Raw genomic sequence first — 25,020 nt, forward strand, 5'->3', positions numbered from 1 at the left:
GAGGCATCCGGCCCTCTGGAATGTCAGCGGCCGCGAGGTTGGGAATGCTCGAGGCTCACGGCGCCGTCGACGTCGAGGTGGCATTCACTTCGGGACTGTTGCCCATGTGGTTGGCGCAGACGAGCGTCGCGTTGTAGGTCACCCCGCCGACACCCGTCTGGAAGATGACCTCATTTTTCGGCCAATACACCGTGTCCCACTTGTCCGGAGGATAGAAGTCATACCGGATGAGGCAGTATTCGACCGCGTCGCCGCCGTCGTTCTCCGGCAGCTCCCACGTGAAGCGGATCCGGGCGGGCTCGAAATACCCCCTGAAGTTCCGCGGAGCGGACGGGGTGGTCATGGGCTTGTTCCGAAACACAAAGGGGTTCTGCATCTCCCCCGCCGCGTTGAAGGGGACGACGGTCCACTGGTAGTAGTGTCCATTGGTCAGCCCTGTCACGCGGTGCTGGCGCACGTCGGGGCCCAGGTCAACGGACCAGCGCTCCCGGGTATCTTCCGCGTAGAAGTTGAAGCGGTAGCCCAGAATGGGACTTCCTCCGTCGTCATAGGGAGGAAGCCAATCGGCGCCCACGATTCCGTCGAAGACACGGTCCACCACGTCGGGGAAATTGCTCGGCACCGTCCTGGGAGTGGACGTGATGGGCGCCGCGGCGGGCCCCTCCCCGTCGGAGTTGGTCGCCGTGACGCTGAACGTGTACGGAGTGCCATTGGCCAGCTCCGTGAAGGTCTGCGTGGCCTCGGTGGACTGCCGCTTCGCGACCAGCATCTCTCCGGAGCGCACCGTCACCGTGTATACCGACACGGGCAGGCCGGTGGCCTCGGGAGGCGTCCAGCTCAGAACCACCTGCTGGTTGCCCGGAGTCGCCTGGACGTCGCGCGGGGCGCCCAGGGTCTTGCGCGGAACGACGGCCGCGGAAGGCTCGGAGGCGGTGGCCCCCACCTCGTTCTCGGCGGACACCGTTACGGTATAGGACACCCCGTTGGTTACGCCCGTGACGGTGGCGGACGTCGCGCCGGGGGGGGCCTTCGCCTCCACGCGCACCGTCTGCCCCTCCAGGGCCCGCACGGTGTAGCCGGAGATGTACTTGCCCCCGTTGGAGGAAGGCGCCTTCCAGGACACCGACAACTGCCCGTCTCCCGGCGTCACCACCACTTCCGTGGGAGGTCGCGGCGCCTCGAAGTTGCCACCCGGGATGTTGTTTCCCGGGGGCGGCTCCGACGCTCCGCCGCACCCCACTACGTGGGCGCTCATCAGCATGAGCCAACCCGATACGAACACTCCGACACGGCTCTTCATGTTTCTCCGCTCCAGCCCGGGAACCGGGCAGTACGGAAAAACGAAAACGGAAGGGCATAGCGGACGCCTACGCCGGGAACAAGAGCACCCCCCCTGAAGCTGCCCCCGGGACGGAACGAACGCCCGGAAGTCAGCCCCGGCTGGTGGAAATCCCCGAGGACTCAGCGGGTCGAGGCAGCCCCTGCGCGCCCGAGCGCGAAGCAGGTGGACGGCCAGCCTTACGCGAAAAGGCGAAGGGCCCGGAATCAGCCGGGGAAATCCCCAGTGACTCCGGGCCCTTCTCTCTGCGCGCGATACAGGATTCGAACCTGTGGCCTTTGGCTCCGGAGGCGAAGGGGCGCCCCGTCCAGGCGTTATCAGCCATTCACAAGCCCTCAGAATCGTTGGGGATTCGGGGCCGGGGTCCGTCCAACCATCCCAGCCGGTAGCAGGGAGTCGCAAGGGGTTTGCTGCATCTTTGCTGCAAGGTCCGGCTCCCGCGCGGCTCCGCGCGTTGCCGAGTGGGACGGAGCGCCTGCTCACCGTGCGTGAGGTGGCGGAGCGGTTGGCCATCTGCACCGCCACCGTCTACCGGCTGTGCGAGCGGGGAGAGCTGCCCCACGTCCGGGTGAGCAACGCCATCCGCGTCCGGCCAGCGGACGTGGACGCCTTCCTCACCCGAGGCCAGGGCTGACCCGGTGGTTCCCGGTTCCCGGCCCTATAGCGGGAACCGGAACCGGTTGAGTACTGCACGGCCGCACAACCGGGAACTGTGGCAGTGAAAACCCAGGGGCAGGGGACATTGACCCTAAGGAGGACGCAGCCCCATCCTCTTTCCTCGTGCCCCCCCCCGAGCCCGAGAGCCAAGCCCGCCGCCCGCCTGCCACGTCGAACGCGGCGGGCGAGCAGGCCCACGATCCCCTTGTCACTTATAATCTGTTCGTTTGGCTTTTGGCTCTCGCCGCCTGTACCGGTAGCGGAGCGTTGCTGGCGGACGCCATCCGGAGCGAGCCTGCGCATAGGATGCCCCCGCTCTTGCTTGGCGGAGGGGCCTTGTGTGTGGGGGGCGTGCTCCGCCTCCTCGTCATCCACGATGAGCGCATTGCATGGCCCACACTCGGCCGCTTCGCGCGAGTGATGTGGGGATGCATCTGTTGGATGCTCGCGATGCTGGTGCCCCACGTGCTCTACCAGCCTTGGATTTCGCGCCCCGGGGCCTACACATGGGGGGAGGCGGCTATTGCCTGGGGCACAGGTGCGGCCACGTTCGTTCTGGCGCACTTGCTGGGCTGGGCGGTGCGCAACTTGGATGCCGCGCTGGGCCCAGCGGCATTTCTCGCCGTCGCGGGCCTTGTGGGATGGGGGCTGTGGGAACTGTACGCGGTGCTCACGGTGAAGATGCTCCTCTTCATCGTCGCTGGGCTGCTGATCGTTCACCTGCTGCGGCGCGGTTAGGAGGCGGAGCCACCTTCGGAGGCACGTAGGGCGCCCCGTCCTAGTAGCCGGGTTGTGGTGTTTCGGCCGGGGTACCTGGCTCTTGTGGCGCAGTCGATGGGTGTTGCTTGCTGCTGTCGGCGTGTACGCGCTCATCGGGCCGGTGGTTCCCGGTTCCCGGCCCTATAGGCGGAACCGGAACCGGTTGAGTCCTCCTCATCCCGGCAGACGTGGGCAGCGTTCAGCGGGCGCCACACCCTTGCGCCCCCCGTTGACCCGGCCCGGCGCGTGTTGGTTGTCGCGTCTCCAGGGCGCTACTGCACTGCCTGCTCGGAGGCGGCGTCGGCGGAGACTCGGCGCGTGGGTGCCGAGACAGGACTTCAGGCACTCTGCTGGTCACGTAGGGCGGGGGCAGGGCGATGCCTCAAGGACGCACTCGCGGGCCGCACGTTGACGGCCTCGCGCGGGTTGCGGGAGGCTGCCGGGCATGCGACCTAGCATTGCAGTGCTCGCACTTGGACTTGCCGCTGGCTGTGACATGCCCCACGCAGTCACGCCACCGCCTCCAGAGGCGATGCAGAATTCAATTGCTGCGTCCCTCTTGGAATCGCGCATCCAACTTCTGGAGAAAGACTCTGCCGAGCTTCGCGCTCGCATTGCAGTACTGGCACTGCGCCACCCGGAGCGCGCAACTTTCACGCCGAGCAGTGCCGGCTATCAGCCTATTTCCACCCAAGCTGGCACGTTCTTGGTCTCACTGGACAAAATCGCTCCCTACGCCAACGGGCAGCAACTGACGTTTCGCATTGGTAACCCACAGTCCGTCACCTATGGGCAACCCATGCTGAAGGTGAAGTGGGGGCGAGCAATGCCTGAGCCCGACCATGAAGCCATCGGCACGTTTCTCAAACAGCAGGAGGCGTGGGAGGCATCGCTCCAGTCCAAGGAGGAGCGCATCATGCGGGACATCCGTCCCGGCGCCTGGAACAAGGTCACCATTGTCGTGGCGCCCGCCAGCCCAGAAGAGGTTGCGTATGTCGAGCTTGGGCTGGAGGTCTCCACGGTTGAGATGGTGACTCGCTGATTATCGTCGCCGAATCGCTTCAGCGCGCGCCTTGGTCATCTCTGCCTCCCGGACATATGCCGGCCGCTGAGCTTCCGGTAGCAGCGCCCGCCCTTCCGCCTCAACCGGGTTGCGGTGCAGATACTGGGCGAGCGCCTCCTCTACCGACGTCAGCGAGCGCTGGGGCGCCGTCTCCCCCAAGAGGAAGCGCTGCACCCTTGGCAGGTTGGCGGCGTAGGACATGGGCGCCGCCACCCGCTGCGCGCTGCCGGCCGCGAGGAGCCGCGCGGCCGGTCGGGGGCATCTCGGGCGGCACGAAGCGCTCCATGGTGCCGCCAGCTATGCCCTCGTGGTCAGCGCGTTACCCGTGATGAGCCCCTCGTTCGCTGGCCGTAGGCGTGGACGGTTCCGGCTCCGTCGGGGGCTCACCTTGGGAGACCTCGGAGGGCTCGGGAGCCACTTCCCGCGACTTCCGGCCCGTCGCCTTGCGCCTCCGTCCCGCGCGCACCTTGGCTTCCTCTTGGGCCTCGACTCCTTGGGCCCCCCACATGACCAGGGGCAGCCGGTGGGAACCCCAGGAGAACAGGACGATATCCCCGGGGAACTCGCCGAGCGTCTCTGGGTCCTCCACCGCGTTGTGAGGAGCCCTCAGGTTGGCTGGGTTCTCCTCGTTGCGCACCACGCGCCGCAGTTGCCCGAGGCGCTCCGTAGCCAGGGCAAGCACGGACACAATGCAGGCAGGGGCGTTACGCTCCATCTCCGCATCCGGGAGATCGCGCCGCGCTTGGAGGTCGGCCAGCATCCGTGCGCCCTGAATCGCAGTGGCCAGAGTGCCTAGCTCTAGGTCCAGGCTCACCACTGGCCCCGGTGGGGGGCTGCTGGGGTCGTTCGCTTCTTCCATCTCGGCCGTCCTTTCGTGGCTCAATGCCGCCCCGAAGGTAAACTATAGTTTGTGGTAAATCAAAGTTTACCCGGGCGAGATTGGGAGCGTGTCCCCAACCGGCAAGTCACGCCCACAAGGCCCTTCCGGCATGCAGGTTCCGGCGAACCTCGCGCCGCTCATCAAGAGGGAACGCAAACGCCTCGGGCTGCGCCTTCGGGAACTGCGCGTAGAGCGGGGACTCACTCAGGAGCAAGCGGCCGAGATGATCGGGATTCATCCCAAGTACATGCCGCGCGTTGAGGCAGGCCGTGCGAACCTCACCGTGGACACCCTCATCGCTGCATCCGTGGCCTACGGCGTGGCACTCAGAGACCTGATTCCCGAAGCTCACGAAGAGGACGCGGCCGAGTGACGCGGCGGCTAGCGCTAGCCGAGGGCTCTCGCCCTCTGGAGCGATGAGTGCACCCTCGCAAGTAAACTATGGTGTGTGGTGCATCAAAGTTTACCCGGGCGAGATGGGGAGCATGTCCCCAACCAGGAAGCCACGCCCGCGCCCTTCTACTGGCATCCCGGTTCCGGAGAACCTCGCGCCCATTATCAAGAGGGAGCGCAAGCACCTAGGGAAGCGCCTTCGGGAACTGCGCGTAGAGCGGGGACTCACTCAGGAGCAAGCGGCCGAGATGATCGGGATCCATCCCAAGTACATGCCGCGCGTCGAGGCAGGCCGGGCGAACCTCACTGTTGATACCCTGATCGCCGCATCTGTGGCGTACGCGGTGGAACTCCGCGACCTGTTCCTCAGGTCCCGCAAGGAAGACGCGACCAAGTAACGCGGAGTGCTCCGCAGCAACGGGCCGCTACGGCAAAGAAGATCGGGTGTCTGACGCGGGCGAATGCTGTACCCAGGGTGCAGCGCAGCATCACGCGTGAGTGCCGCTGCGGTCCTGACACGCCCTCCACTGGCGCTGGGGCAGGGAATGAGGGGGCTCCTATGCCTAATCCTCAGCTACTCCGGGGAGTTCAGCCCGGCAGTCCATCGCTCGCGCGCTGGTCGCACCTTCCAAAGGCACGAACTCGACACTAATCACCTTCTTGAGAACTTCTGACTCCTTGGTGAAGCCGCCGCTGTAGCCGATCACCTTCGGCAGTCCGAGCAGGTTCTTGTTAGAGATCGTGAGGCGCTGAGTGATACGGCCACCTGGAATAGACTGCTCCAGCAACATGGCACCCTCCTTGGGCGTAACGTTGAGAGTCCCTTCGCTCGTAGCCCACCGCTCAACCTTGGGAACAAACACTGCACTCTTACCTTTGCCCATGCACTGGTTGAGCGTCACAACCAGCAACTCGCAGCCTGCTTTGGTACAGGTGAGTTGATTGACGTGGTAGCCCTGAGAGATCTTGCCGTTCTCCTTCTGCTGGATCGTCCAATCAACAGAGAGAACCCAATTGGCGTCCGTGGGTTCCTTCTCTTGCGCGAAGGCTGTCCCAGCAACGACGAGGGCAGCGAACCCACCGACCGCGACGAGTGACCGGGCAACGGAGACGAGCATCGTTCCAACATAGCCGCCCTGGTGCGTTCTCACAGACCGGAAGGACGCTCGAAAGTGTGCCGTGCACGCTCCTCCAGGCCGAGCGGAGCGGTGTCCCATACGGTCGCGAATGCCACGGTGGGGGGCCCAAATGCCCTATCCGGAGGGTAGAATCAGCCCTTCGGTGCAGGGCCTTACAGGAGTAAGTGGCCGTGATCATGCGTGAAAACCTGGAAGAGCCTCGCCCCCCCTCCCCCCGGCAGCGGCGGCGGCGGCTGGCGAGCCTCGGGAACGTGAGGACCGGGCTCGCCGACTGCATCCGCGCGTTGGAGGACGGGACCATGGAGGCCAGCAAGGCACGGGCGCTCATCTACGGGTACTCGGTACTTGCCGGCATCATCCAGGGCACCGAGTTGGAGGAGCGCCTCGCCAAGCTCGAAGCCGCAGCCAGGCACGAGGGCTCCCCCCGCGCGGGAGGGCTGGCGTGCGCGCGGTAAGCCTGCGCTCCCGAATCGAAGCCCTGGAGCGACGCGCAAGCCGGGATGCGCCCGCCCTAACCGTGGTGGACCTGTACGAGGACGACGACATGACGGCGGCGGAGCGTTGGCTCAGCGAGTTCGAGGCCAGCGCCCCCCATGGCGTCGCGGTGGTTATCAGGCTGGCGCTGCCTCGCCCGCCGGGTAAACCCCCGTTCTGGCGTTCAACCCTGGGCAGCTAGTGAAGGTAGGGCGGCGCCGCTGCGAACGGCCCGCCCTTGTGACCAGTCAGCGGATGGAGGCCGCTACCGGTGCCCAAGAAAGTACCAAGGCGTCACCCTGCCACCAAGAAGGCGCCGCGTCCCGTCAAGGGCACCCGAAGAAAACGAGCGCAGCGTGGCGGTGGAAGCGAGCCGAAAGCACGTCCGCTCCGCAGCGCAGCCGCAGCCCAAGGAGCGCGCGAGCTGCGGCCTGCGGTGCCGTCTGCTCTTCCGACAAATCCTTTCTCCCTCGGGGACGGTGGAGCATCGAGCGAAGCGATGCTCATGCAAATGGCCCTGGCTGCGGCGCTGCGTGAGCGGCCGGGTCCTGAGAGCGAGGAACAGCGAAGAGAGCGCGAGGCGCGCCAGCGGGAGCGGTTGGCAGAGTTGAATGCGGACGCGGCCCGTCAGGTCACGGAGTCGCTTGAGAGTATCTTTTCCCAACTCTCTCCAACGTCGCGGAACATGTTCGCGGAACTGTCGCGCCGGCTCTGTTCGGACGACATCCAGCGACTGCGAGTGGCCAGCGCCCTCCTTATCGCAGATGGACGTCCTCGTAATCCGAGCATCGAAGTGCTGGTGGCCCAACTCGCGGACAGCGAGGCGGAGCGTGCCGGTGCACTGCTGCGGCTCGTTGAGGGGTACAACAAGGGAAGGCAGAAAGACGAATTGCTATGGCAACGGGCCAAACGGGCATGGCTCGCTGCGCACAGGCGCAATAGACCGAAGCGAGCGGTTATCGAGGCCATGGAGGCCAGCGGCTTCAAGAAGAGTGTGGTGTATGCGCGCGCACGGGCTGAGAACTGGAATGCCGAGCTGAGCCGCTAGGCGGCTGCATGCATCTCGCCGCTCACGCCGGGGAAGGGCATCGCGGCCATGGTCGCGGGAGCGGCGAGCCAGCAGGCGCCCGAGCCGCGTAACCGATTTTTTCCACGACCGATCGCGGAGCGAGCTGCCGGAGTGCACCTTCGTGCGCATGCTCATGCACATCCGCAAACGCAGTGTCCCTGGACTTGGAGAGCGCCTCGCCGCGCTCCGCAGGCGTCGTGGCTTCTCTCAACAGGTGCTCGCAACGAAGGCGGGCATCTCCATTCCTCGGCTTCGCGATGCCGAGCGCTTTGGTGCGGCCACCACGGAAACGCTCAACCTCCTCGCCCAAGCGCTGGCGACGGACGTGGACACGCTCCTCGGCCGAAAGGAGGGGGCGCGATGAGCGCGCTTCCGGACTGGATGGAGCAGGTGAAGGCGCAGGGCGTTCGGCGCGTGGCCCATACCTTCGGGCTCAAGCCGCTCGGCCGCAATGGACTGTCGCCATGCCCAGCATGTTCAGCGGCCACGCGGCACCCGAGCCGACGCGACAAGCGAGGGGCAGTAGGGGTCAGGCCAGACGACTCCGGCTGGGAGTGCTTCGAGTGCGGCGCGCGGGGCGACGCCGTGACGCTTGCCGCATGGGCCATCGCGCGGACCCCCAGGCCGAGCGACTGGCAGCCAGTGCGCGCCGCGTTGGCAGGTGGCCTCACCGCTCCTCCGGCGCCTCAATCGCGTGTGCTGCCAGCGGCGCCAGCGCTCCCCGTGCGGCCCCCGAAGGCCGAACTTGAGGCGCTCTGGGGCGCGTGCATGCCGCTGGATGCAGTCCCCTCCGGCCTTGACCCATCTTGGACTGGAGAGGTCCGCGTCTACCTCTCGCGGCGCGGTTTCGACGTGGGATGGCTCACCACGCCAGAGACCCGAGGACTTGCCCGCATCCTTCCGCCACCCGAGCGCTTCCCGTACGCGACATGGTGGCCCTACCCGCCGGAGGTGTACCGGCTCGCCCTCCTTGCCTTCGAGTCTGATGGAGACGTGGCCTCGATTCAGGCACGCGCCATCCGGGCGGACCTTCCGGCGAAGGACAAGACGCGGAACCCGCGAGGGTTCTCCTACGCGGGAACGCTCTTTGCCGATGACCGGGGCCGGAAGTTCCTCCGGGCAGTGCGGGGCGCGGAGACGCTGGTTGCACTCGAAGCCGTGGTGGTGACCGAGGGGCTCACGGACACGCTCAAGCTCGCGCAAGTCGCCTGCCGTTACGGGCGGCGCTGGGCCGTGCTCGGCATGGTCGCCGGGAGCGCGAACGCCTTCCGTTCCCTCTCGGCTTGGCCCACGCGAGTTCCCTGTTGGGTCGCAACCGATGGAGACGAAGCAGGAGACCGCTACGCACTCCAGGTTCGCGAGGCCCTCCCGGCAAGAGTCACGGTCGAGCGGGTGGACTTCTCTTCCCGCCAGGAGGGCGCGCGATGAGCGGAGACGACGCCGCCGGCCGCTCGGATGCGGAAGTGCTCGCTGCCGTGACCAATCGCCGCAAGTCGGTTCCGGTTCCGCCTATAGGGGCGGGAACTGGGAACCGGTTCCCGGAACCACCGGGAACCGCCGGAACCGCTCCGCGCCTCTTCGAGTCCCTCGCAGGCTTTTTTGAGCGCACTAAGGACTTGCCGCCCCTCTCCTGGCTCATTGAGGAGGTGGTTCCAGACTCTGGCAACCTCCTCATCGTGGCCGCACCAGGGGTGGGCAAGACGTACCTCGCGCTCGTCATCGCCAAGAAGGCGTCGGAAGCTGGGCGGCACTCCTTTTTGGTGTTCGAGGAGGGCCGGCCGCGCAGCATCCGCGACCGCTTCACAGCCCTTGGCTTCCGCCCGGATGCCCTCGTGCGCATCGCCCACCGTAAGCAGGTGCGACTTGAGAACGCTGCGGTACGCGAGCACATCGCCGAGCATCTGCGCGCCCACGAGGCGCCTGTTCTGGTCCTCGACCCGTTCTCCTCGCTGTTCCTCGGGAATGAGAACGACACCGAAGCCGTGAACCAGGCGAAGGAGCACATCCAGGCCCTCGCCACCATCAACCCGCGTGCGCTCATCGTGCTGGTGCACCACACCTCGAAGGCGGGCGAGCGCGGCGAGGGGCCACCCATCTACGCGGCAAGGGGGAGCACCGTGCTGTCCGGGTGGGCGGATATGCAGGTGAACCTCACGCGAGAGGACACGCCACGTCACTCGGGGCTTCTCTCCTTCGTGGCGCAGGTGGCGAAGGGGCGGGATGGGGAAACGGCGCAGCGCCACCAGTTCACGATCTCCCTTGCCGATGGCACGGTGACAATCGAGGACGTGAGCGAGACAGCCGCGCAGGACAAGGAGCAACAGGTACGGCGGGTGCTCGCCTCCGCGACGCCCCCTCCCAACAAAGCGCAGTTGGCCAAGATGGTGGGTGGGAGACGGCAGGTTGTTCTCCAGGCCATCAACGCGATGGAAGAACGGGGCGAAATCAAGTGGGAAGGGCGCGGGTACATCCTCGCCCCGGGCACCGCCGCTGGGCACGCGCAAGAGGAGGAGGGCTAACGATGAACACCTCACTCCCCTTCGAGAGTCTGTGGGACGCGCAAGAAGTGGCGCGCTTCCTCAAGGTGAGCCGCTCGTGGGTGTACCAGAAGACCGAGGCGGGTACGTTGCCGTGCCTGCGTGTCGGTGGACTCGTGCGCTTCGAGCCGGAGGCGGTGCGCGCATGGGCACGGGGGGAGCGTTCGCCTCCTGCCCGCATCCTGCCGCTTCCCCGGAAACCCACCCCATAATGCTTGCTGCCACTTGTGTTACACTGACCCCATGAAGAGAGATTCGACCTTGAACCTTCGGCTGCCAGCGACGGTGAAAGAAGCCCTCGCACGGGCGGCGGAAGAAGACCTGCGCACCTCCTCCGGCATGGCGGTCCACATCCTGGCCGAGTGGCTGACTGCCCGGGGCTATCTTGCGCGTACGGACGCCACGCCCTCGAAGCCGGCCCGCCGGAAGGGGGGCCGGTAGCCATGGCGAGCGTCTACGAGAAAGCGGGCAAGTGGTATCTGCGCTTCAAGGATGCGGGGGGACGGTGGCGCGACAGGGTGACTCAGGCGCGCACAAAGACCGAGGCCCGGCGCATCGCGGGGGAACTGGAGCGGAAGGCCGAGCGTCAACGGCTGGGGCTGGAGGAGCGACTGCCCGAGGACGGCGGCGGGACGCTGGCGGAGTTGCTGAACTGGTGGCTCGAAACCTACTCGGTCCATTCCCCCTCTCACGCGAGCAATGTCAGCCAGATTACTCGCCACCTGCTCCCGTCCAGCCTCGCAGCCCTCCCCCTTACTGCGGTGACCGCTCCCCGGCTGAGAGCATTCCTCAAGGAAAAGGAGCAGGAACTCTCCCCGCAGACGCTCAACCACCTGCGGGGATTCGTCAGCCGCGCGTTCAACGAGGCGCGGGCCGTCGGCCGCTACAGCGGGCCCAACCCCGTTGCGGACGTGAAGAAGCGCACCGTCCCGCGCCGCGTCGGCGACTTCCTCCGGCTGGAGGAGGTGCCGCGACTCTTCGACGTCCTGGCGGACCGCTGGCGCCCTCTCTTCGCCACCGCGCTCTACACGGGGCTGCGCAAGGGGGAGCTGCTGGCCCTGCGCAAGACGGACGTGGACCTGCAAAGCAGGTTGCTCACCGTCTGCCGCTCATGGGAGCGCGACACCACCAAGGGTGGCCACACCGATGTCATCCCCATTTCCGCCGAGCTGATGCCGTTCCTAGAGGAAGCGCTCTGCCGCTCGCCCTCCGCGCTGGCATTCCCAGCAGACGATGGAACCATGATGCGGCGGGATGTGCCGCTGGAAGACGTGCTGCGCCGGGCCCTGGCGCGCGCGGGCATCGTGACCGGCTATCGCCACGTCTGCCGCCGGAAGGGCTGCGGTCACGCGGAAGTTGCGCCGGACGCTGAACCTCGGAAGTGCCCGGCCTGCGCCATGAGCCTCTGGCCCAAGCCCCAGGTGCGGCCCATCCGGTTCCATGACCTGCGGCACACGACCGCCGCCCTCCTCCTCCGGGCGGGCGTCCCGCTGGCCAGCGTGCAAAAGCTCCTGCGGCACCGAGACCCGCGCCTCACCCTGGAGGTGTACGGCCACCTGACCCCGGACTATCTCCGCCAGGAAGTGGACAGCCTCAACCTGGGGCTGCGCCCCCAGCGCGCGACGGCCCAGGCGGAAGCAGCGCCGGTCCAGAAGGTGGCGCGAAGCGCCCTTGCTGCATCCTTGCTGCAAGCCCCGGCCGGAGAAAGCGAAGGGCCCGGAACCATCGGGGAGTTTCCCCAACAATTCCGGGCCCTTCTACCAGCGCGCGATACAGGATTCGAACCTGTGGCCTTTGGCTCCGGAGGCCAACGCTCTATCCAGCTGAGCTAATCGCGCAGACGGGCTTGACGGCGGGCACAAGTAGCCGAAGTACCTGGCCAACGCAAGCACGCATTCCGACAACGGGCGGCGGGGCGACATCACTCCCGACGGGGAGCCAGGACGCCCCGCCCCGGGCTACCTCCGGCGCCGGCGCGCGCCCAGCAGCACCAGCCCTCCCAATCCGAGCAGCGCCAGCGGAGCCCCGCCCCCATCCGCCGACGCGCAGCTCAGGCCGCCGCCGCGGGTGCGGATGTCGTTGCCCAGGTACACGCGCCAGGAGAAGGTCGCGGGGCTCGGGTCGCGGTTGCCCGCCACGTCGAACGCCCGGACCTCGAGCGAGTGCCCTCCCTCCTCCAGCCCGGTGAACGTGCCGTCCACGGGGCAGGACTCGAAGGCCCCCCGGTCCAGGCTGCACTCGAACCGCGCCCCCTCTTCCGAGGCGAAGGTGAAGGAGGCCGAGACGCTGCGCATGCGCTTCTCCGGCCCGGACGTGATTTCGGTGTCCGGCCCCGTCACGTCCAGGCGGAAATCCACCGGTTCCGACAGCACGCTCTCGTTGCCCGCCCGGTCCCTCGCGACGAGGCGCACCGTGTGGGAGCCTTCCGTGAGCTCCGCCTCCGAGGGCACGTCCCAGCGGCCCAGGGGGTCGCTGACGAAGCGGCTGGCCACCGTCACGCCATCCACCTGCACGAACACGGTGGAGTTTGCCTCGGCCGTTCCCTTGAAGGTCGGCTTGCGCTCGCCCACCGGGCGCGCCCCCGTCGGCTCCTCCAGCGCGGGCGCTGCCGGAGCCTCCGTGTCCACGAACCAGCGGTACTCCGCGGGCTGCAGCGTCGTGTTCCCCGCGAGGTCCCTCGCCTGGACCTGGATGACGTGCTGTCCATCCAACAGGTTGCTCAGTTCCTGGCCCGGCACTGGGCAGCCGTTCTCGCTGAAGGCCGAGCCGTCCACCGAGCACAGGAAGGTCACCGGCGCCTCGGGCGACTCGAACCCGAAGACGGCCTCGCGGCTCCCGGACTGCTCGGCCGGCTTCGTGGTGATGGTGACCGTCGGCGGCGTCCGGTCCATGCGCCACGAGTGGGTGAAGGGCGGGTTATTGGGGTTGCCCGCGAGGTCCGTCGCCGTCACGACGAGCGTGTGCGGCCCCTCGCTCACGGGGAAGGACACCGTCGGGTCGGCGCTGGTCGCGCACGTGGAGAGCACCATGTTGTCGAGCGTGCACACGTAGCCGCTGACCGGCTCGGATGTCGTGAAGCGGAAACTCGCCGTGGGCTGGTTCGTCCCGGGAGGAGGCGCGGACTCTGCCGTCACGATGGGGCGCGTGAAGTCGATGAAGAACGTGCGCGCCGGGGTGGCGGCGCTGGGCGTGCCGGCCTTGTCCGTGATGCTCGCCGTGAACGTGTACTGGTCCTCGATGAGGCCCGTGGTCAGCACGATGGACCACTTGCCCTCGCTGTTGACGAGCTTCTTCCCGAAGGACTCGTTGTTGATGAAGATCTCCACCGTGCCTCCGGGCTCACCCGTGCCGCTGAAGGTCGGTGTCGGCGTGCCGAGCCGCTGGCCCACCCCCGGCACGTCGATGCCGGGGAGCGCTGGCGCCCCCGTGTCCACCGTCCACACGTGCTGGGCGCTCTGCGTGGAGACCTCGCCCGTGTCCGGATTCACGGCCTGGACCACCAGCGTGTGCTGGCCGTCCGCCAGATTGGGGAACGAGATACTGTTGCCACCGCTCGCCACCGTGAAAGGCGTCCCGTCCAGCGTGCCGGTGTAGCCGGCGCGGGGCCGCTCGGACTCGAAGATGAAGTCCGCCGTCGTGATGTTGGTGGGGTCCTTGGGACCGAACTTGATGCTGACGGTCAGCCGGCCCTCGACCACGCGCCAGCTATAGGTGGCGGGCGTCGCGTCCGTGTTGCCCGCGCGGTCTCTCGCGCGAATCAGCACCTGATGGTCCTGCCCGATGTCGAAGTTGCTGAGCGTCACCACGTACGTGCCCGGCCGCGCCGGGTCGGTGTTGGGCGTCACCAACGCGCACGCCGCGAAGGCGCCGCCGTCACGGCTGCAGTCGAAGGCCAGCGTGTTGGCGTCCGTGGTCTGGTCGCTCGTGTTCAGCGCGCGCACCACGAACCGGGCGGTGGTGGACACGTCCACCAGGTCCGGCCCCTCCACGATGCGCGTGTCGGGCGCCGCCGAGTCGACGGTGATGTTGCGAATGGCGGAGATGGAGCCCGCGTTCGTGTTGCCCGCCGCGTCCGCGGCCCGGACCCGGAGGGCGTGGGCGCCATCCGCGAGCGTCACCGGCACCGCCATGCTCCAGGCGCCAGCTCCGTTCGCGGTGACCGAGCCCCGGTCGATGGTGTCCACGATGAGGGTCACCGTGCTGCCCGCCTCCGCCGTGCCCGACACCGTGGGCGACCCGGAGGCCACGAAGTCCCCTTCACCGGGCGCGGAGATGACCGGCGTGCCGGGCGCGGTGAGGTCCACGCGGAACGGCACTCCCGTGGAGGCCTGGCTGGGGTTGCCCGCCGGGTCCACGGCCGTCGCCGTCGCGGTGTGGCTCGCCTCGGTGAGGACGGAGGACTGGGGCAGGCTCCAGTCGCCCGACCCCAGCGCCGTCGCCGTGCCCACCAGGTTGCCATCCACGCGCACCTGCACGGTGGCGCCCGGCTCCGCCCTGCCCCCGAAGGCCGGCTGCGTCGTGGGGAGCGAGGCATTGGCCGCGGGCACCGTCAGCGTGGGAACGGCCGGGGCGGTGGTGTCCACCGTGAAGCCGCGCCCCGCGCTCTGCGGGCCCTCGAAGCCGCCCGCGTCGGTAGCGGAGGCCTGGGCCGTGTGGAGGCCATCCTGGAGGGCGACGGGCAGCGGGAAGCTCCAGTTCCCCGCCCCCGCGCCCGCGGTGGTGGTGCCCACCAGGGCCCCGTCGATGAACACGTTCACCCGGCTGTTGGCCTCGGCCGTGCCGGACACCGTGGGCGTGCCGGTGTTGACGAGCGTTGCCGGCCCCGACAGCGTCGGTGCCACCGGCGCCACCGTGTCCACCACGAACGTGCGCGCCGGATTCGTGGGCGCGCTGGTGCGGTTGGCGGCATCCGTGGCCGTGGCCGTGGCCGAGTGAGAGCCCTGTCCAAGGGCCTGGGCCAGGGTGACAGTCACAGCCCACTCCCCGGCGGCATTGGCTGTCGTGCTCCCCACGCCGATGCCATCGATGGAGACGGCGACGGCGGCGCCCGACTCTGCCGTGCCGCGCAGGGTGGGCGTGGTGATGTAGACGGGCGCGGCCTCCGTGGGCGAGGTGAACTGCGGCGCCGCCGGCCCGGTCTCATCCACGAGGAAGGACCGCCCGGTCGAGAAGGGCCCCACGTTGCCCACGTCATCCGTGGCCGTCGCGGTGAGGATGTGGAACCCCGAGGTCAGGTCCGCCGCCGGTGTCGCGGACCACGCATTGGAGCCATTCGCCGTCGTCACCGCGGGGCTGGTCACCAGCGGCACGCCGTCCACGTACAAGGTGACGGTGCTGTTCGCCTCCGCCGTTCCCGTGAAGGTCGGCCGCAGCGTGGTGACCGGAGGCCCGCCCTGGGAAGGGAACGTCACCGAGGGCGCGCCGGGGGCCGTCGTGTCCACGAACCATGTGAAGGAGGCCGCCGCGCCTTCGTTCCCCGCCACGTCCGTGGCGCGGACCTGGAGCGTGTGCGAGTTCGGGCCCACCGTGATGATGTACGGGCTGGTGCAGGGGGCGAAGCCTGCTGCATCCAGATTGCACCTGTAGCCCGTCACCGGTTCCGTGGGATTCGTGTCGAACCCGAACACCGCGGTCTGCGAGCGGGTGCGTGCGCCGGGGTTGATGGGGAACACGACTGTCGGCCCCACGCGGTCCAGCGTGAAGGGCACGGTGGTGTCGGGCGGGTCATTCGGGAAGCCGGCCGTGTCGGTGACGGAGACGACGAGCCAGTACGCGCCGTCAGCAATGCTGGAGGGCGTGTTGCCATCCATGTCGATGGCCACGCTCCAGAGCCCGGCTGTATCCACGTGCCCCGTGCCGGAGGTGACCTGACTCCCCGTCGCGGTTCCCAGGCGCACGGAGACCGTCACGTCGCTGCCCGCCTCGGCGGAGCCCGTGACGGTGAAGTCAGCGGTCTTCAGCAAGGCGTTGGGCCGGGGGCTGGATACTGTGGGAGCGGCGGGCGGCGTCGTGTCGATGGTGAACGCGCGCACCTGGGAAGGAGGGCTGGGGTTGCCGGCGCTGTCCGTCGCGACGGCCACCACCACGTGCGGCCCCTGCGTCGCCAGCGCGGCGTTGGTGGGACTCCACGTCCAGTTGCCGCCGGTCGCGGTGACGGTGGGGGCCACGGGGCCCGCGCTGTTGTCGAGATAGATGGAGATGGTGGCGCCGGCCTCCGCCGTGCCGGTGAGGGTGAGCGGGAGCGACGACGTCACCTTCACCGGCGGGCCACCCTGAGCGGGCTGGGAAATCACCGGGGCATTGGGCGCGAGTGAGTCCACCGTCCACGCGTAGCTCTCCTCATCCTCCCGCAGGGAGGCGTCCACTGCCTTCACCCGGACCGTGTGGGCGCCCTGCCCCACCGTGATGACCCAGGGGCTGGTGCACGGCTGGTACGCATCGGGTTCCAGCCTGCACTGGAACGTCACCCCCGTTTCCGACGCGCTGAACGTGAAGCTCGCCGTGGTCGACCGGACGGGGGCAGTGGGGGTCAGCGTCAGCACGGGCGGCGTAGCGTCCACCGTGAAGGTCTGCGCGGCGCTCTTGTCGCTAACGGCGCCCAGGTAGACGGCGGCGGCCTGGACCTGGTGCGGGCCCGCCCCCAGCGCCGGCAGGTCGAGCAGCTTGCTGAACTGGCCACTGCCGTTCGCGGTCACCGTCTCCACAGGGCGGCTGTCGACATAGAGCCACACCTCGGAGTTGGGCTGCGCGACACCGGAGAGAGTGGGCCGCGAGTCCTGGGTGGAGGCATTGGCCGCCGGGCTCGTCACCGTTGGCGAAGCGGGCCGCTCGTACTTCTGCGGCAGCACCACGACCGGGCCGGAGTGTTGGCTGAGGTTCGCGGCCGCGGGCGTCGCGCCGAACTGCGTTCCATTGCTCGCGGTACCTCCGAGCCCGCCGAACGCCGTCGGGTTGCAGGTGGAGCTCTCGGCCTGGAAGAACACGCGCCCGCCGCCGCCGCCACCGCCCGGAGCCAGGATTGTGGGGGAGGAGGTGTTGTTTCCTCCCGTGCCACCCGTCGCGGAGAGCGAGCCGCAGGTGGCTGCCCCCCCCAGGCGGATGTGCAGCGTCCCGCCCGCGCCGCCACCACCCGCGCCCACCGTGGTGGTGGCGCCATTCACGCCGGACGCGGAGATGGACGCCGTGGCGGCGTTCAGCGAGGCGGCCCGAATGAAGAGGATGCCGCCGCCCGCTCCGCCCGCGCCACCGTTGACCGTGGCATTGCCATGCCCGCTTCCGCCACCGCCACCCAGCGTCAGGCGGTCCGACAACAGCGCGGTGGTGAGCTTGGCCCCGCCCTTCCCGCCCACTGGCCGCGAGCCATCCGCGACACTGGAAGTCCCACCGAGGCCGCCCACGCCACCGTTGCCGCCGCCGCCACCGCCGGAGTGCTGGCAGACACCGCCTCCCGCGCCGTTGGCGAGATTGTCCAGGCCCTCTCCCACCGCGTTGAAGTACACCCCCTCGCCCTTGGAAGCCGTACTCGCGGATCCCGGAGACGACGAGCTATTGCAGGCCAGCAGGCCGTTGCCGAGCTTTCCTGCACCGCCCCTGAAGCCCATCCCATCCACGTGGATGCGCCCGCTTCCCGAGACGGAAACGCCCTGTTTGGCGAGGAACGCCAGCACGCCGCCAATCCGGTTCGCGGGGTCCCAGGCCATGGCGGTCAGGGCGCCGCCGGTGACGGAGATGGTGTTGTACTGCGGCACCTTGACGACCTGCGTGTACTCCGCGACGTAGGTTCCGGAGAGCTTTCGGTCCAGGGTCAGCGACTTGGGGCTTCCGGTGTTCACCGACACGACCTGGGCCAACTCCCACTGGCCAATACCCGAGCCAGAGGCGCCCAGCGCGATGTCGTCCATGGTCCCCGAGCCCGGGGTGACATCCCCCATCTGGATGACCATCACCACGTTGTTCTGAGCGAACAGGGTGCCGATACCGCCGACCGGATCCACCTCCACGATGGTCGTCCCGGCGTCGCTCTCGTCGAACCCGGTCACCTTCGCGTAGGTGTTGACGGTGGTCGTGCCGGTGGTCACCGTCAAATCGCCGCTGCCGCCATCCCCCAGCCCGAACTCGTCCTGTCCGGCCATGGCCGCCGAGGCCAGCAACACGCCACCGAGCAGCAGCGCCTTCGCAATCGAGGCTCTCATATTCCGTCCTGATCTCCTGGACCGGGGCCCCGGCTACTGCCGGGGGCTCGCGGCCTTCTGCTGCTCGAGGTCCACGATGATGAATTCCACGCGGCGGTTGTTCTCACGGCCGATGGACGTCAGGTTGGTGTCGATGGGGCGCTCCTGGCCGTAGCCCGCCGCCTGCAGCCGCTCGGCGGGCACGCCCAGGCTGATGAGGTACTGGCGCACCGCCTCCGCGCGGGCCTGCGTCAACCGGCGGCTGGCGTCCTGCAGCGCCCGGTTGTCCGTGTGCGCGCCCACCACGACGAGCGGCATCTCCACCGGGTGCTCCTTGATGACGCGCGCCACCCACTCCAGCAGGTCGCGGCAACGGGTCAGGTCGACACGGGTCTGCTCGGGATAGAAGTAGACCTTGCCCACCAGCTCCAGCCTGCCGGGCTTGATCTCCACCAGCGGAGACACGTGTCCGGGGCAGCCATTGCGCTCCACGACACCCGGCTCGGCCGCGCAGACGTCCACGCGGTTGGGCACGCCGTCCTTGTCCGTGTCCGACTCCGGGCAGCCCTTGCGCTCGGCCGGGCCGGCCTCGTTCGGGCACTCGTCGCTGTCGTTCTCGATGCCGTCCTTGTCCGTGTCCGTCACCGGGCAGCCCCGGTTGTCCGCGGGGCCCGGCTTGTCTGGGCAGGCGTCCGTCTCGTCCGGCGTCTCGTCCTTGTCAGCGTCGGCCAGCGGGCAGCCCTGGTTCGCCGCCAGACCCGTCTCGTAGGGGCACGCGTCCAGGAAGTTCTCCAGGCCGTCCTTGTCCGTGTCCTCGGCGGGGCAGCCCCTGCGCGCCACATCGCCCGGCTTATCCGGGCACTTGTCCTCGGCGTTGCGCACGTTGTCGTGGTCCTCGTCCATGTCCGGGCACTCTTCCAGCGTGTGCGGCAATCCCGGCTCACAGTTGACGGAGGACTCACCCGGCCCGCGCCGCGGCGTCGCGTCTCCGAAGGCCCCGCCCACCATCATCCGGAACAGCGGCGTGCCCGGCGCCGAGCCCACCCCCACGCCCGCCAGCGCGAACATCTCCAGGGACGGATTCACGAGGTAGCGGAAGCCCGGCAGCAGCTCCGCCGAGCCCGGCTGGTCCGTCAGCGGAATCATGCCCCGCACGTTCATCTCCCAGCGCAGCCGCCGGCCCGTGGTGGCGATGGCCGCTCCCACCCGGAGCTCGTTGCCAATCTGGTCCTGCGCGACGGCGGCCACCTGGGTGATGCGCTGCCGCAGCCGCCGCATGAAGCCCACCTCCAGGCCCGCGCGGATGAAGCCGAAGTGCCGCCCCACCATCAGCTTGGGCGCCAGCCGCAGCACGCCGTTGTCGCGCGCCAGCACCGACGCGCTGCCCACCGGCAACCCCGCCCCCAGCTCCAGCGCCAGGTCCAGGCCGCCCTTGTCATCCTGGGTGAACAGCCCCACCCGCGCCGCCGCCGTGGGCGTGCCCAGGCCGAACGACGAAGGCGCCACGTACCCCGTGTCCCCCAGGTCCCCCGTGGTCTGGAACACCATGGGCACCTGCAGCATCACCTGCAGCCAGTCCGTGGGCGCGTACGCCACCGCCGCGTGGGTGCTGGCCCGTCCACCGACGATGGTGAAGGCCTCGCCGTCCAGGTCCAGCAGCAGCGGGCTGTGCGCGTAGGCGGCCACCAATGACACACGGTAGTCGCCGGCAGGCAGCAGCTCGCCCATGCCCACCACCAGGGAGCCCTCCGCGCCGGGGTTGAGCTCCAACCGCTCCAGCTCGAAGTTCGGAAGCACCGTCTGCGACACGGCCGCCGTGGACGTCAGCGCCAGGGCAAGCGCGAGCCCGCGATGCAGGAGCTCTCTTCTTCTCATGGTTCTCCCGGGTGGAAGCCGTCTGGGTACCCCGGAGCTACCCACGGTTTCAAGCCGGCCCCCCTTTTCCACTCTACACCGAAACCAGACTTCAGCCGGATGGCCCCCTTCGAATCCGGCCGCCTGCAATTCCGCGCCAATGAAAATTTCGTGTCAGGGCTCCTTGATAGGGCAATTCGTGGCATGCTGCTGCACCACTCACGGCCCCGCCCTTCTCGCGGGGACACGCGCTGGGGGACTCCAAGATGATCGCGAACGCCGCCTTGCTCGCCAATCAGGCCGAGTTCGAGTTCCAGGCAGGCCCCTTCACCGCGGGTGAGCTGGCGGTGCTTGGCTTCGAGGCCGAGGAAACGCTGTCACAGCCGTACTCGGTGGAGGTCTCACTCGCGGCGAAGCCAGACGTGGAGGTGGAGGAGAAGTCCCTGCTGGGCAAGGACGCGCGCCTCACCATCATGCTGGGTGACGGCACCGCTCGCTTCTTCCACGGCGTCGTCTCTCGCATGGCCCGCTGGGACGAGGGCAGCGGCCCCGAGCGCCGCCGCTACCGCGCCACCGTGGTGCCCCGCCTCTGGACGCTCCGCCACCGCCGCAAGAGCCGCATCTTCCAGGAGATGACCGTCCCGCAAATCGTCCACAAGGTCCTGGACGAGGCGAAGGTGGAGCACCGGCTCGCCCTCAACGGCACCTACCCCAAGCGCGACTACTGCGTGCAGTACCGCGAGTCCGACCTGGACTTCGTCTCGCGCCTCCTGGAGGAGGAGGGCATCTTCTACTTCTTCGAGCACGGCGAGGACGCCCACATGATGGTGCTGGGCGACGGCGACTCCGCCAACCCCGCCATGCAGGGGGACTCGAAGCTCCTCTTCCGCGAGCGCACCCACATGGTGGCCTCCGCCGAGTACGTGCACGAGCTGGTGGCGCGCACCGAGGTGCAGCCCGGCGCGGTGGCGATGCGCGACTACAACTTCCTGCGCCCCGCGCAGGACCTCGAGACTTCGTCCGAGGCCGAGGGCGGCGAGACGGCGCTCGAAATCTACGACTACCCCGGCCGCTACGAGGACTCGGGCACCGGCCGCAACCTCGCCAAGGTGCGCCTGGAGGAATTGCGCGCGCGGACGGAGACGGTGACGGGCGCCAGCTACAGCCGCCGCATCTGCGTGGGCCACTCCTTCGAAATCGCCGAGCACCCGGACGAGGCCCTCAACCGCAAGTACCTGCCGGTGTCGGTGCGGCACGTGGGCCACCAGTCGGAGGCGCTCAGCATCGAGCAGGGCTCGCTGCGCAACCGCGAGGGCTACCGCAACGAGTTCCTCTGCCAGCCCGCGGAAGTCCCCTTCCGCCCGCCCCGCGTGACGCCGCGCCCGGTGATTCCCGGCGCGCAGACGGCCATCGTGGTGGGCCCCGCGGGCGAGGAAATCCACACCGACGAGCACGGCCGCATCAAGGTCCAGTTCCACTGGGACCGCGAGGGCAAGCAGAACGACAAGAGCTCCTGCTGGATTCGCGTCAGCCAGGCCTGGGCGGGCCCGGGCTGGGGCGCGCTGTACCTGCCGCGCATCGGTCATGAAGTGGTGGTGGAGTTCCTCGAGGGAGACCCGGACCGGCCCATCGTCACCGGCAGCGTCTACAACGGGCAGAACCCCACGCCCATCGACCTGCCCGGCAGCAAGACGCAGAGCACCCTGCGCTCCAGCTCCAGTCCCGGCGGAGACGGCTCCAACGAGCTGCGCTTCGAGGACGCCGCCGGCTCCGAGCTCGTCTACCTGCACGCGCAGAAGGACTTCAACATCATCGTCGAGAACGACAAGACGCAGGAGGTCCGCGGCAACGAGACGCTGCTCGTGAAGAAGGACCGCAGCCGCGTCATCGAGGGCAACCAGGCCCTCACGGTGAAGAAGAACGACGACAGCACCGTCACCGGCAACCAGACGCTCGCCGTCACCGGCAACCGCGCCACCACCGTGGGCGGCAACCACACCGAGGCCGTGGCGGGAGACCAGTCCATCAGCGTCAGCGGCAACCAATCCCTCACCGTGGCCATGGCCTCCGCGGAGACGGTGGCGCTCGGGAAGATGCTCAACGTGGGCGGCGCGCTCGCCGTCACCGTGGGCGCCGCCTTCAACGAGCTCGTCGGCGGCCTCAAGTCCGAGCAGGTCGGCGGCGCCAAGGTGGAGGTGGTGGGCGCCAAGAAGTCCGAGACGGTGAAGGGCTCGCGCTCGATGCAGGTCGGCGGAGACCTCTCCGAGGAGGTCGGCAAGTCCCGCAGCCTCAAGGTGGAGAAGGACCTGCTCGTCTCCGTCAGTGGCAAGATGAACCACGCCACCAAGGACGCCTATACCCTCTCCGCCAAGGAAATCTCCCTGGTGGCCCAGGAGCAATTCACTCTCAAGGTCGGCTCCGCCACCCTGCAGGTGAAGAAGAACGGCGACGTCGTCATCAAGGGCGCCAAGATTGAGGTCACCGCCAGCGGTGACGTCATCATCAAGGGCTCGAAGATTTCGGAAAATTAAGACCAACCAGGCAGGCGGGGCGGAGGGCGGCTTGAAACCAGTCCATCCTGTCTGGCAGTTTACGCTTTGCACGTAACCGCTCGGCGTTACGGGCGCTCTTTCCAAGGAAACTGGATGTTGGCGCAAAGACACACTGGCGCCGGTACGGGGGGGATGGCCGTCCGGTGTCATCGGTGGGGTGTGGTCGCCGCGCTCGCGCTCGTCCTGGGCGGGAGTGCGGGCTGTGCGAAGCGCATTCCCCAGGCGTGTGAAACGCCGCCTCCCTTCCAAGTCGTGGTGGACGCGTCGGAGCAGCTCAACCCGGACGCGCGCGGCCGCTCGTTGCCCACGGTGGTGCAGATTGTCCAGCTCAAGGACAGCGTCCGGCTGGAGCGCGCGGGCTTCAAGGACCTGTGGGGCAAGCCCGAGGAGCTCCTCAAGGAGGACCTGCTGCAGGTGGCGGAGGTGGTGGTGCCGCCGGGCCGGCAGGTGAAGCGCTGGGTGCAGAGAGACCCGAAGGCGCGCTTCGTGCTGGCCATGGGGCACTTCCGCCAGCCATTGGGCTCCTCGTGGCGCACCGTCGCGGTGCTGCCGCCGGTGGTGGAGTCCCAGTGCGTGGAGCGCCCCGCCGGTGACCAGGGTGAGCCCAAGCCGGAGGACGAGGTGTTCCGCTACCGGCTCCAGGGCTACCAGATTGACCTGATGCTCCGGCCCGTCACCCAGGCGCCCACGTGGGCGCCCACGTGGGCTCCGGAAACCCAACCCCAAGCGGGCGACAGCGCGTCGCCGCGGAGAGGCGTATGAAGTCCGTGCAGCGAGTCGTGTGGTCGGAGGGCATGTTCATGAGCCCCCACCACCTCCAGCAGCAGGACCTCTACCACGAGCAGCTCCTGGACCTGCGCCTGGCGGCGCTGGAGCCGTACCCGTGGGGCGTGGTGTCCATGGAGGTGGACATGGAGGCGCTGCGCGCCGGCACCGTCCAGCTCTCTCGCTTCATGGGCGTGCTCCCGGACGGACTGCCGGTGGCCTTCGAGTCCGGTGACGCCGAGGCCCCGCCCGCGCGCCCCGCGGAGGGCTACTTCCCTCCGGCCCAGCGCACCCTGGACGTGTACCTGGGCGTGCCGCGCGAGCGCAGCGGCGTGGAGAGCTACGGCAGCGGAGAGCGGCTCGGCGGCAGCCCGCGCTACACGCCGTCCGCGCGCCCCATCAGTGATTTGACGGCGTCCACGTCCATCTCCCAGGTGGCCTTCGGCCAGCGCAACGTGCGCCTGTTGTTCGGCACCGAGCCGCGCGACGACTTCGACGCCATCAAGCTGTGCGAGCTGCAGCGCGACCGCTCGGGCAACCTGACGCTGGTGGAGAGCTACATCCCCCCGTGCCTGCGGGTGGACGCGTCGCTGTACATCATGAACGAGCTGCGCACGCTCCTGCGGCTGATGGTGTCCAAGCAGCGGCAGCTCGCCTCGCGCCGCCGCCACCGCGACGCGTCCGCGCTGGAGTTCACCGCGGGCGACGTGACGCTCTTCCTGGAGCTCAACGCGCTCAACGGCACCATCCCCTACCTCCAGCACGCGCTGGACGCGGGCAACCTGCCGCCTCGCGACGTGTACCTCACGCTCCTGCAGACGGCGGGGCAGCTGTGCACCTTCTCCGCGAGCGCGGACCCGTCCACGCTGCCGTCCTTCCAGTTCACCAACCTGCGGGCCACCTTCGAGGAGCTGTTCCGCCGCATCAGCGAGCTGATGCGCTCGGTGGCGCTGGAGCAGTGCCTGACGGTGGACCTGTCGGTGGGCGCGGACGGCATGTTCCGCGGGCGGCTGGAGGACGAGCGGCTGGAGCGCTGCGGCCAGTTCCTCCTCGCGGTGCGCAGCGAGCTGCCGGAGCGCACGGTGGCCGAGCAGCTGCCGCGTCTGTCCAAGGTGGCCGCGTGGGACGACATCCGCGCGCTGCTCCAGGCCGCCGCGCCGGGCGTGCCGCTGTCGGTGACGTACCGCCCGCCGCCGGAAGTGCCGGTGCAGCCGGGCACCGTCTACTTCAGCCTCAGCATGAACGACGGCTACTGGAAGAACGTGATGCGAGACAGGAACCTCGCCCTCTACCTGCCGCAGCCCTTCGATGCGACCCGTACCACCGTGGAGCTGCTCGCGGTGCCCACCGCCAATCGCTGACGCCCTG

The 25,020-nt window shown here is 68.5% G+C and carries 20 protein-coding genes, 1 tRNA gene and 1 pseudogene; 16 read left to right on the forward strand and 6 right to left on the reverse strand.

Annotated elements, in window-relative coordinates:
* Window positions 1-55 precede the first annotated feature (55 nt).
* Window positions 56-1,300 carry a fibronectin type III domain-containing protein gene (locus tag ACVTJA_RS34780; protein ID WP_465826104.1) on the reverse strand — a complete coding sequence of 415 codons (1,245 nt, stop codon included), beginning with the start codon at window positions 1,298-1,300 and terminating at the stop codon, window positions 56-58.
* A 523-nt stretch (window positions 1,301-1,823) separates the two neighbouring features.
* Between ACVTJA_RS34780 and ACVTJA_RS34785 the strand changes: the two genes are divergently transcribed.
* From ACVTJA_RS34785 to ACVTJA_RS34795, 3 genes are all read left to right on the forward strand, one after another.
* Window positions 1,824-1,973 (forward strand): helix-turn-helix domain-containing protein, encoded by a 150-nt coding sequence (locus tag ACVTJA_RS34785; protein ID WP_465826107.1) that lies wholly within the window; start codon window positions 1,824-1,826, stop codon window positions 1,971-1,973.
* A gap of 464 nt (window positions 1,974-2,437) precedes the next feature.
* Entirely contained in the window at window positions 2,438-2,734 is a 297-nt protein-coding gene (locus ACVTJA_RS34790) for a hypothetical protein (RefSeq protein ID WP_465826109.1), read from the forward strand.
* 553 nt (window positions 2,735-3,287) lie between these two features.
* Window positions 3,288-3,797: a hypothetical protein gene (locus ACVTJA_RS34795; RefSeq protein ID WP_465826112.1), complete on the forward strand. Its 510-nt coding sequence runs from the start codon at window positions 3,288-3,290 to the stop codon at window positions 3,795-3,797.
* Here ACVTJA_RS34795 and ACVTJA_RS34800 read toward each other — a convergent pair whose 3' ends face one another.
* Window positions 3,798-4,019, reverse strand: coding sequence for a hypothetical protein (locus tag ACVTJA_RS34800; protein ID WP_465826114.1), 222 nt, complete (start codon window positions 4,017-4,019; stop codon window positions 3,798-3,800).
* A 788-nt stretch (window positions 4,020-4,807) separates the two neighbouring features.
* Between ACVTJA_RS34800 and ACVTJA_RS34805 the strand changes: the two genes are divergently transcribed.
* Together ACVTJA_RS34805 and ACVTJA_RS34810 are read left to right on the forward strand one after the other, a co-directional pair.
* On the forward strand, window positions 4,808-5,071 hold the full coding sequence (locus ACVTJA_RS34805) for a helix-turn-helix domain-containing protein (protein WP_465826117.1): 264 nt from the start codon (window positions 4,808-4,810) through the stop codon (window positions 5,069-5,071).
* Between the two features lie 112 nt (window positions 5,072-5,183).
* Window positions 5,184-5,489 carry a helix-turn-helix transcriptional regulator gene (locus ACVTJA_RS34810; protein ID WP_465826121.1) on the forward strand — a complete coding sequence of 102 codons (306 nt, stop codon included), beginning with the start codon at window positions 5,184-5,186 and terminating at the stop codon, window positions 5,487-5,489.
* A gap of 165 nt (window positions 5,490-5,654) precedes the next feature.
* Here ACVTJA_RS34810 and ACVTJA_RS34815 read toward each other — a convergent pair whose 3' ends face one another.
* Window positions 5,655-6,209 carry a hypothetical protein gene (locus tag ACVTJA_RS34815; protein ID WP_465826124.1) on the reverse strand — a complete coding sequence of 185 codons (555 nt, stop codon included), beginning with the start codon at window positions 6,207-6,209 and terminating at the stop codon, window positions 5,655-5,657.
* 197 nt (window positions 6,210-6,406) lie between these two features.
* Between ACVTJA_RS34815 and ACVTJA_RS34820 the strand changes: the two genes are divergently transcribed.
* The 8 genes and pseudogenes from ACVTJA_RS34820 to ACVTJA_RS34855 form a co-directional block, all read left to right on the forward strand.
* Window positions 6,407-6,685, forward strand: a complete 279-nt coding sequence (locus tag ACVTJA_RS34820; RefSeq protein ID WP_465826126.1) for a hypothetical protein — start codon at window positions 6,407-6,409, stop codon at window positions 6,683-6,685.
* Between the two features lie 62 nt (window positions 6,686-6,747).
* Complete coding sequence (locus ACVTJA_RS34825) at window positions 6,748-6,906, forward strand: hypothetical protein (RefSeq protein ID WP_465826128.1); 159 nt, start codon at window positions 6,748-6,750, stop codon at window positions 6,904-6,906.
* Between the two features lie 303 nt (window positions 6,907-7,209).
* Entirely contained in the window at window positions 7,210-7,752 is a 543-nt protein-coding gene (locus ACVTJA_RS34830; RefSeq protein WP_465826129.1) for a hypothetical protein, read from the forward strand.
* Window positions 7,753-7,906: 154 nt separating this feature from the next.
* Entirely contained in the window at window positions 7,907-8,137 is a 231-nt protein-coding gene (locus ACVTJA_RS34835; RefSeq protein ID WP_465840591.1) for a helix-turn-helix domain-containing protein, read from the forward strand.
* 404 nt (window positions 8,138-8,541) lie between these two features.
* Window positions 8,542-9,201, forward strand: a complete 660-nt coding sequence (locus ACVTJA_RS34840) for a toprim domain-containing protein (protein WP_465826131.1) — start codon at window positions 8,542-8,544, stop codon at window positions 9,199-9,201.
* A complete protein-coding gene (locus ACVTJA_RS34845) occupies window positions 9,198-10,292 on the forward strand; it encodes an AAA family ATPase (protein ID WP_465826133.1) in 1,095 nt (364 codons plus the stop codon). The genes ACVTJA_RS34840 and ACVTJA_RS34845 overlap by 4 nt, the downstream gene beginning before the upstream one ends.
* A 2-nt stretch (window positions 10,293-10,294) precedes the next feature.
* Window positions 10,295-10,522, forward strand: a complete 228-nt coding sequence (locus tag ACVTJA_RS34850) for a helix-turn-helix domain-containing protein (RefSeq protein ID WP_465826135.1) — start codon at window positions 10,295-10,297, stop codon at window positions 10,520-10,522.
* 231 nt (window positions 10,523-10,753) lie between these two features.
* A pseudogene (locus ACVTJA_RS34855) lies at window positions 10,754-11,812 on the forward strand (tyrosine-type recombinase/integrase); the annotation flags it as partial.
* A gap of 262 nt (window positions 11,813-12,074) precedes the next feature.
* Here ACVTJA_RS34855 and ACVTJA_RS34860 read toward each other — a convergent pair.
* The 3 genes from ACVTJA_RS34860 to ACVTJA_RS34870 all read right to left on the reverse strand — a co-directional run bounded on the left by ACVTJA_RS34860 (window position 12,075) and on the right by ACVTJA_RS34870 (window position 20,356).
* Window positions 12,075-12,148 (reverse strand) — tRNA-Arg (locus ACVTJA_RS34860).
* Between the two features lie 120 nt (window positions 12,149-12,268).
* The gene (gene agmC / locus ACVTJA_RS34865) at window positions 12,269-18,502 is read right to left on the reverse strand and encodes an adventurous gliding motility protein AgmC (protein ID WP_465826137.1); all 6,234 of its coding nucleotides are present in this window, start codon (window positions 18,500-18,502) and stop codon (window positions 12,269-12,271) included.
* Between the two features lie 33 nt (window positions 18,503-18,535).
* Window positions 18,536-20,356, reverse strand: a complete 1,821-nt coding sequence (locus ACVTJA_RS34870) for an OmpA family protein (protein ID WP_465826139.1) — start codon at window positions 20,354-20,356, stop codon at window positions 18,536-18,538.
* Window positions 20,357-20,601: 245 nt separating this feature from the next.
* Here ACVTJA_RS34870 and ACVTJA_RS34875 point away from each other — a divergent pair, with 245 nt between their 5' ends.
* From ACVTJA_RS34875 to tssK, 3 genes are all read left to right on the forward strand, one after another.
* A complete protein-coding gene (locus ACVTJA_RS34875) occupies window positions 20,602-22,866 on the forward strand; it encodes a type VI secretion system Vgr family protein (protein ID WP_465826141.1) in 2,265 nt (754 codons plus the stop codon).
* Window positions 22,867-23,046: 180 nt separating this feature from the next.
* Window positions 23,047-23,649, forward strand: coding sequence for a type VI secretion system lipoprotein TssJ (gene tssJ, locus ACVTJA_RS34880; protein ID WP_465826144.1), 603 nt, complete (start codon window positions 23,047-23,049; stop codon window positions 23,647-23,649).
* Window positions 23,646-25,013: a type VI secretion system baseplate subunit TssK gene (gene tssK, locus ACVTJA_RS34885; protein ID WP_465826145.1), complete on the forward strand. Its 1,368-nt coding sequence runs from the start codon at window positions 23,646-23,648 to the stop codon at window positions 25,011-25,013. The genes tssJ and tssK overlap by 4 nt, the downstream gene beginning before the upstream one ends.
* The last annotated feature ends 7 nt before the right edge of the window (window positions 25,014-25,020 follow it).

The sequence above is a fragment of the Pyxidicoccus sp. M6 genome (genome assembly GCF_055568925.1).

Bases quoted from the DNA above. Each gene is read 5' to 3' on its own strand.
- ACVTJA_RS34780 (WP_465826104.1), bottom strand. From the start codon at position 1,300: ATGAAGAGCCGTGTCGGAGTGTTCGTATCGGGTTGGCTCATGCTGATG.
- ACVTJA_RS34790 (WP_465826109.1), top strand. From the start codon at position 2,438: ATGCTCGCGATGCTGGTGCCCCACGTGCTCTACCAGCCTTGGATTTCG.
- ACVTJA_RS34795 (WP_465826112.1), top strand. From the start codon at position 3,288: ATGCAGAATTCAATTGCTGCGTCCCTCTTGGAATCGCGCATCCAACTT.
- ACVTJA_RS34800 (WP_465826114.1), bottom strand. From the start codon at position 4,019: ATGTCCTACGCCGCCAACCTGCCAAGGGTGCAGCGCTTCCTCTTGGGG.
- ACVTJA_RS34805 (WP_465826117.1), top strand. From the start codon at position 4,808: ATGCAGGTTCCGGCGAACCTCGCGCCGCTCATCAAGAGGGAACGCAAA.
- ACVTJA_RS34810 (WP_465826121.1), top strand. From the start codon at position 5,184: ATGTCCCCAACCAGGAAGCCACGCCCGCGCCCTTCTACTGGCATCCCG.
- ACVTJA_RS34815 (WP_465826124.1), bottom strand. From the start codon at position 6,209: ATGCTCGTCTCCGTTGCCCGGTCACTCGTCGCGGTCGGTGGGTTCGCT.
- ACVTJA_RS34820 (WP_465826126.1), top strand. From the start codon at position 6,407: ATGCGTGAAAACCTGGAAGAGCCTCGCCCCCCCTCCCCCCGGCAGCGG.
- ACVTJA_RS34830 (WP_465826129.1), top strand. From the start codon at position 7,210: ATGCAAATGGCCCTGGCTGCGGCGCTGCGTGAGCGGCCGGGTCCTGAG.
- ACVTJA_RS34835 (WP_465840591.1), top strand. From the start codon at position 7,907: ATGCACATCCGCAAACGCAGTGTCCCTGGACTTGGAGAGCGCCTCGCC.
- ACVTJA_RS34840 (WP_465826131.1), top strand. From the start codon at position 8,542: ATGCCGCTGGATGCAGTCCCCTCCGGCCTTGACCCATCTTGGACTGGA.
- ACVTJA_RS34845 (WP_465826133.1), top strand. From the start codon at position 9,198: ATGAGCGGAGACGACGCCGCCGGCCGCTCGGATGCGGAAGTGCTCGCT.
- ACVTJA_RS34850 (WP_465826135.1), top strand. From the start codon at position 10,295: ATGAACACCTCACTCCCCTTCGAGAGTCTGTGGGACGCGCAAGAAGTG.
- agmC (WP_465826137.1), bottom strand. From the start codon at position 18,502: ATGAGAGCCTCGATTGCGAAGGCGCTGCTGCTCGGTGGCGTGTTGCTG.
- ACVTJA_RS34870 (WP_465826139.1), bottom strand. From the start codon at position 20,356: ATGAGAAGAAGAGAGCTCCTGCATCGCGGGCTCGCGCTTGCCCTGGCG.
- ACVTJA_RS34875 (WP_465826141.1), top strand. From the start codon at position 20,602: ATGATCGCGAACGCCGCCTTGCTCGCCAATCAGGCCGAGTTCGAGTTC.
- tssK (WP_465826145.1), top strand. From the start codon at position 23,646: ATGAAGTCCGTGCAGCGAGTCGTGTGGTCGGAGGGCATGTTCATGAGC.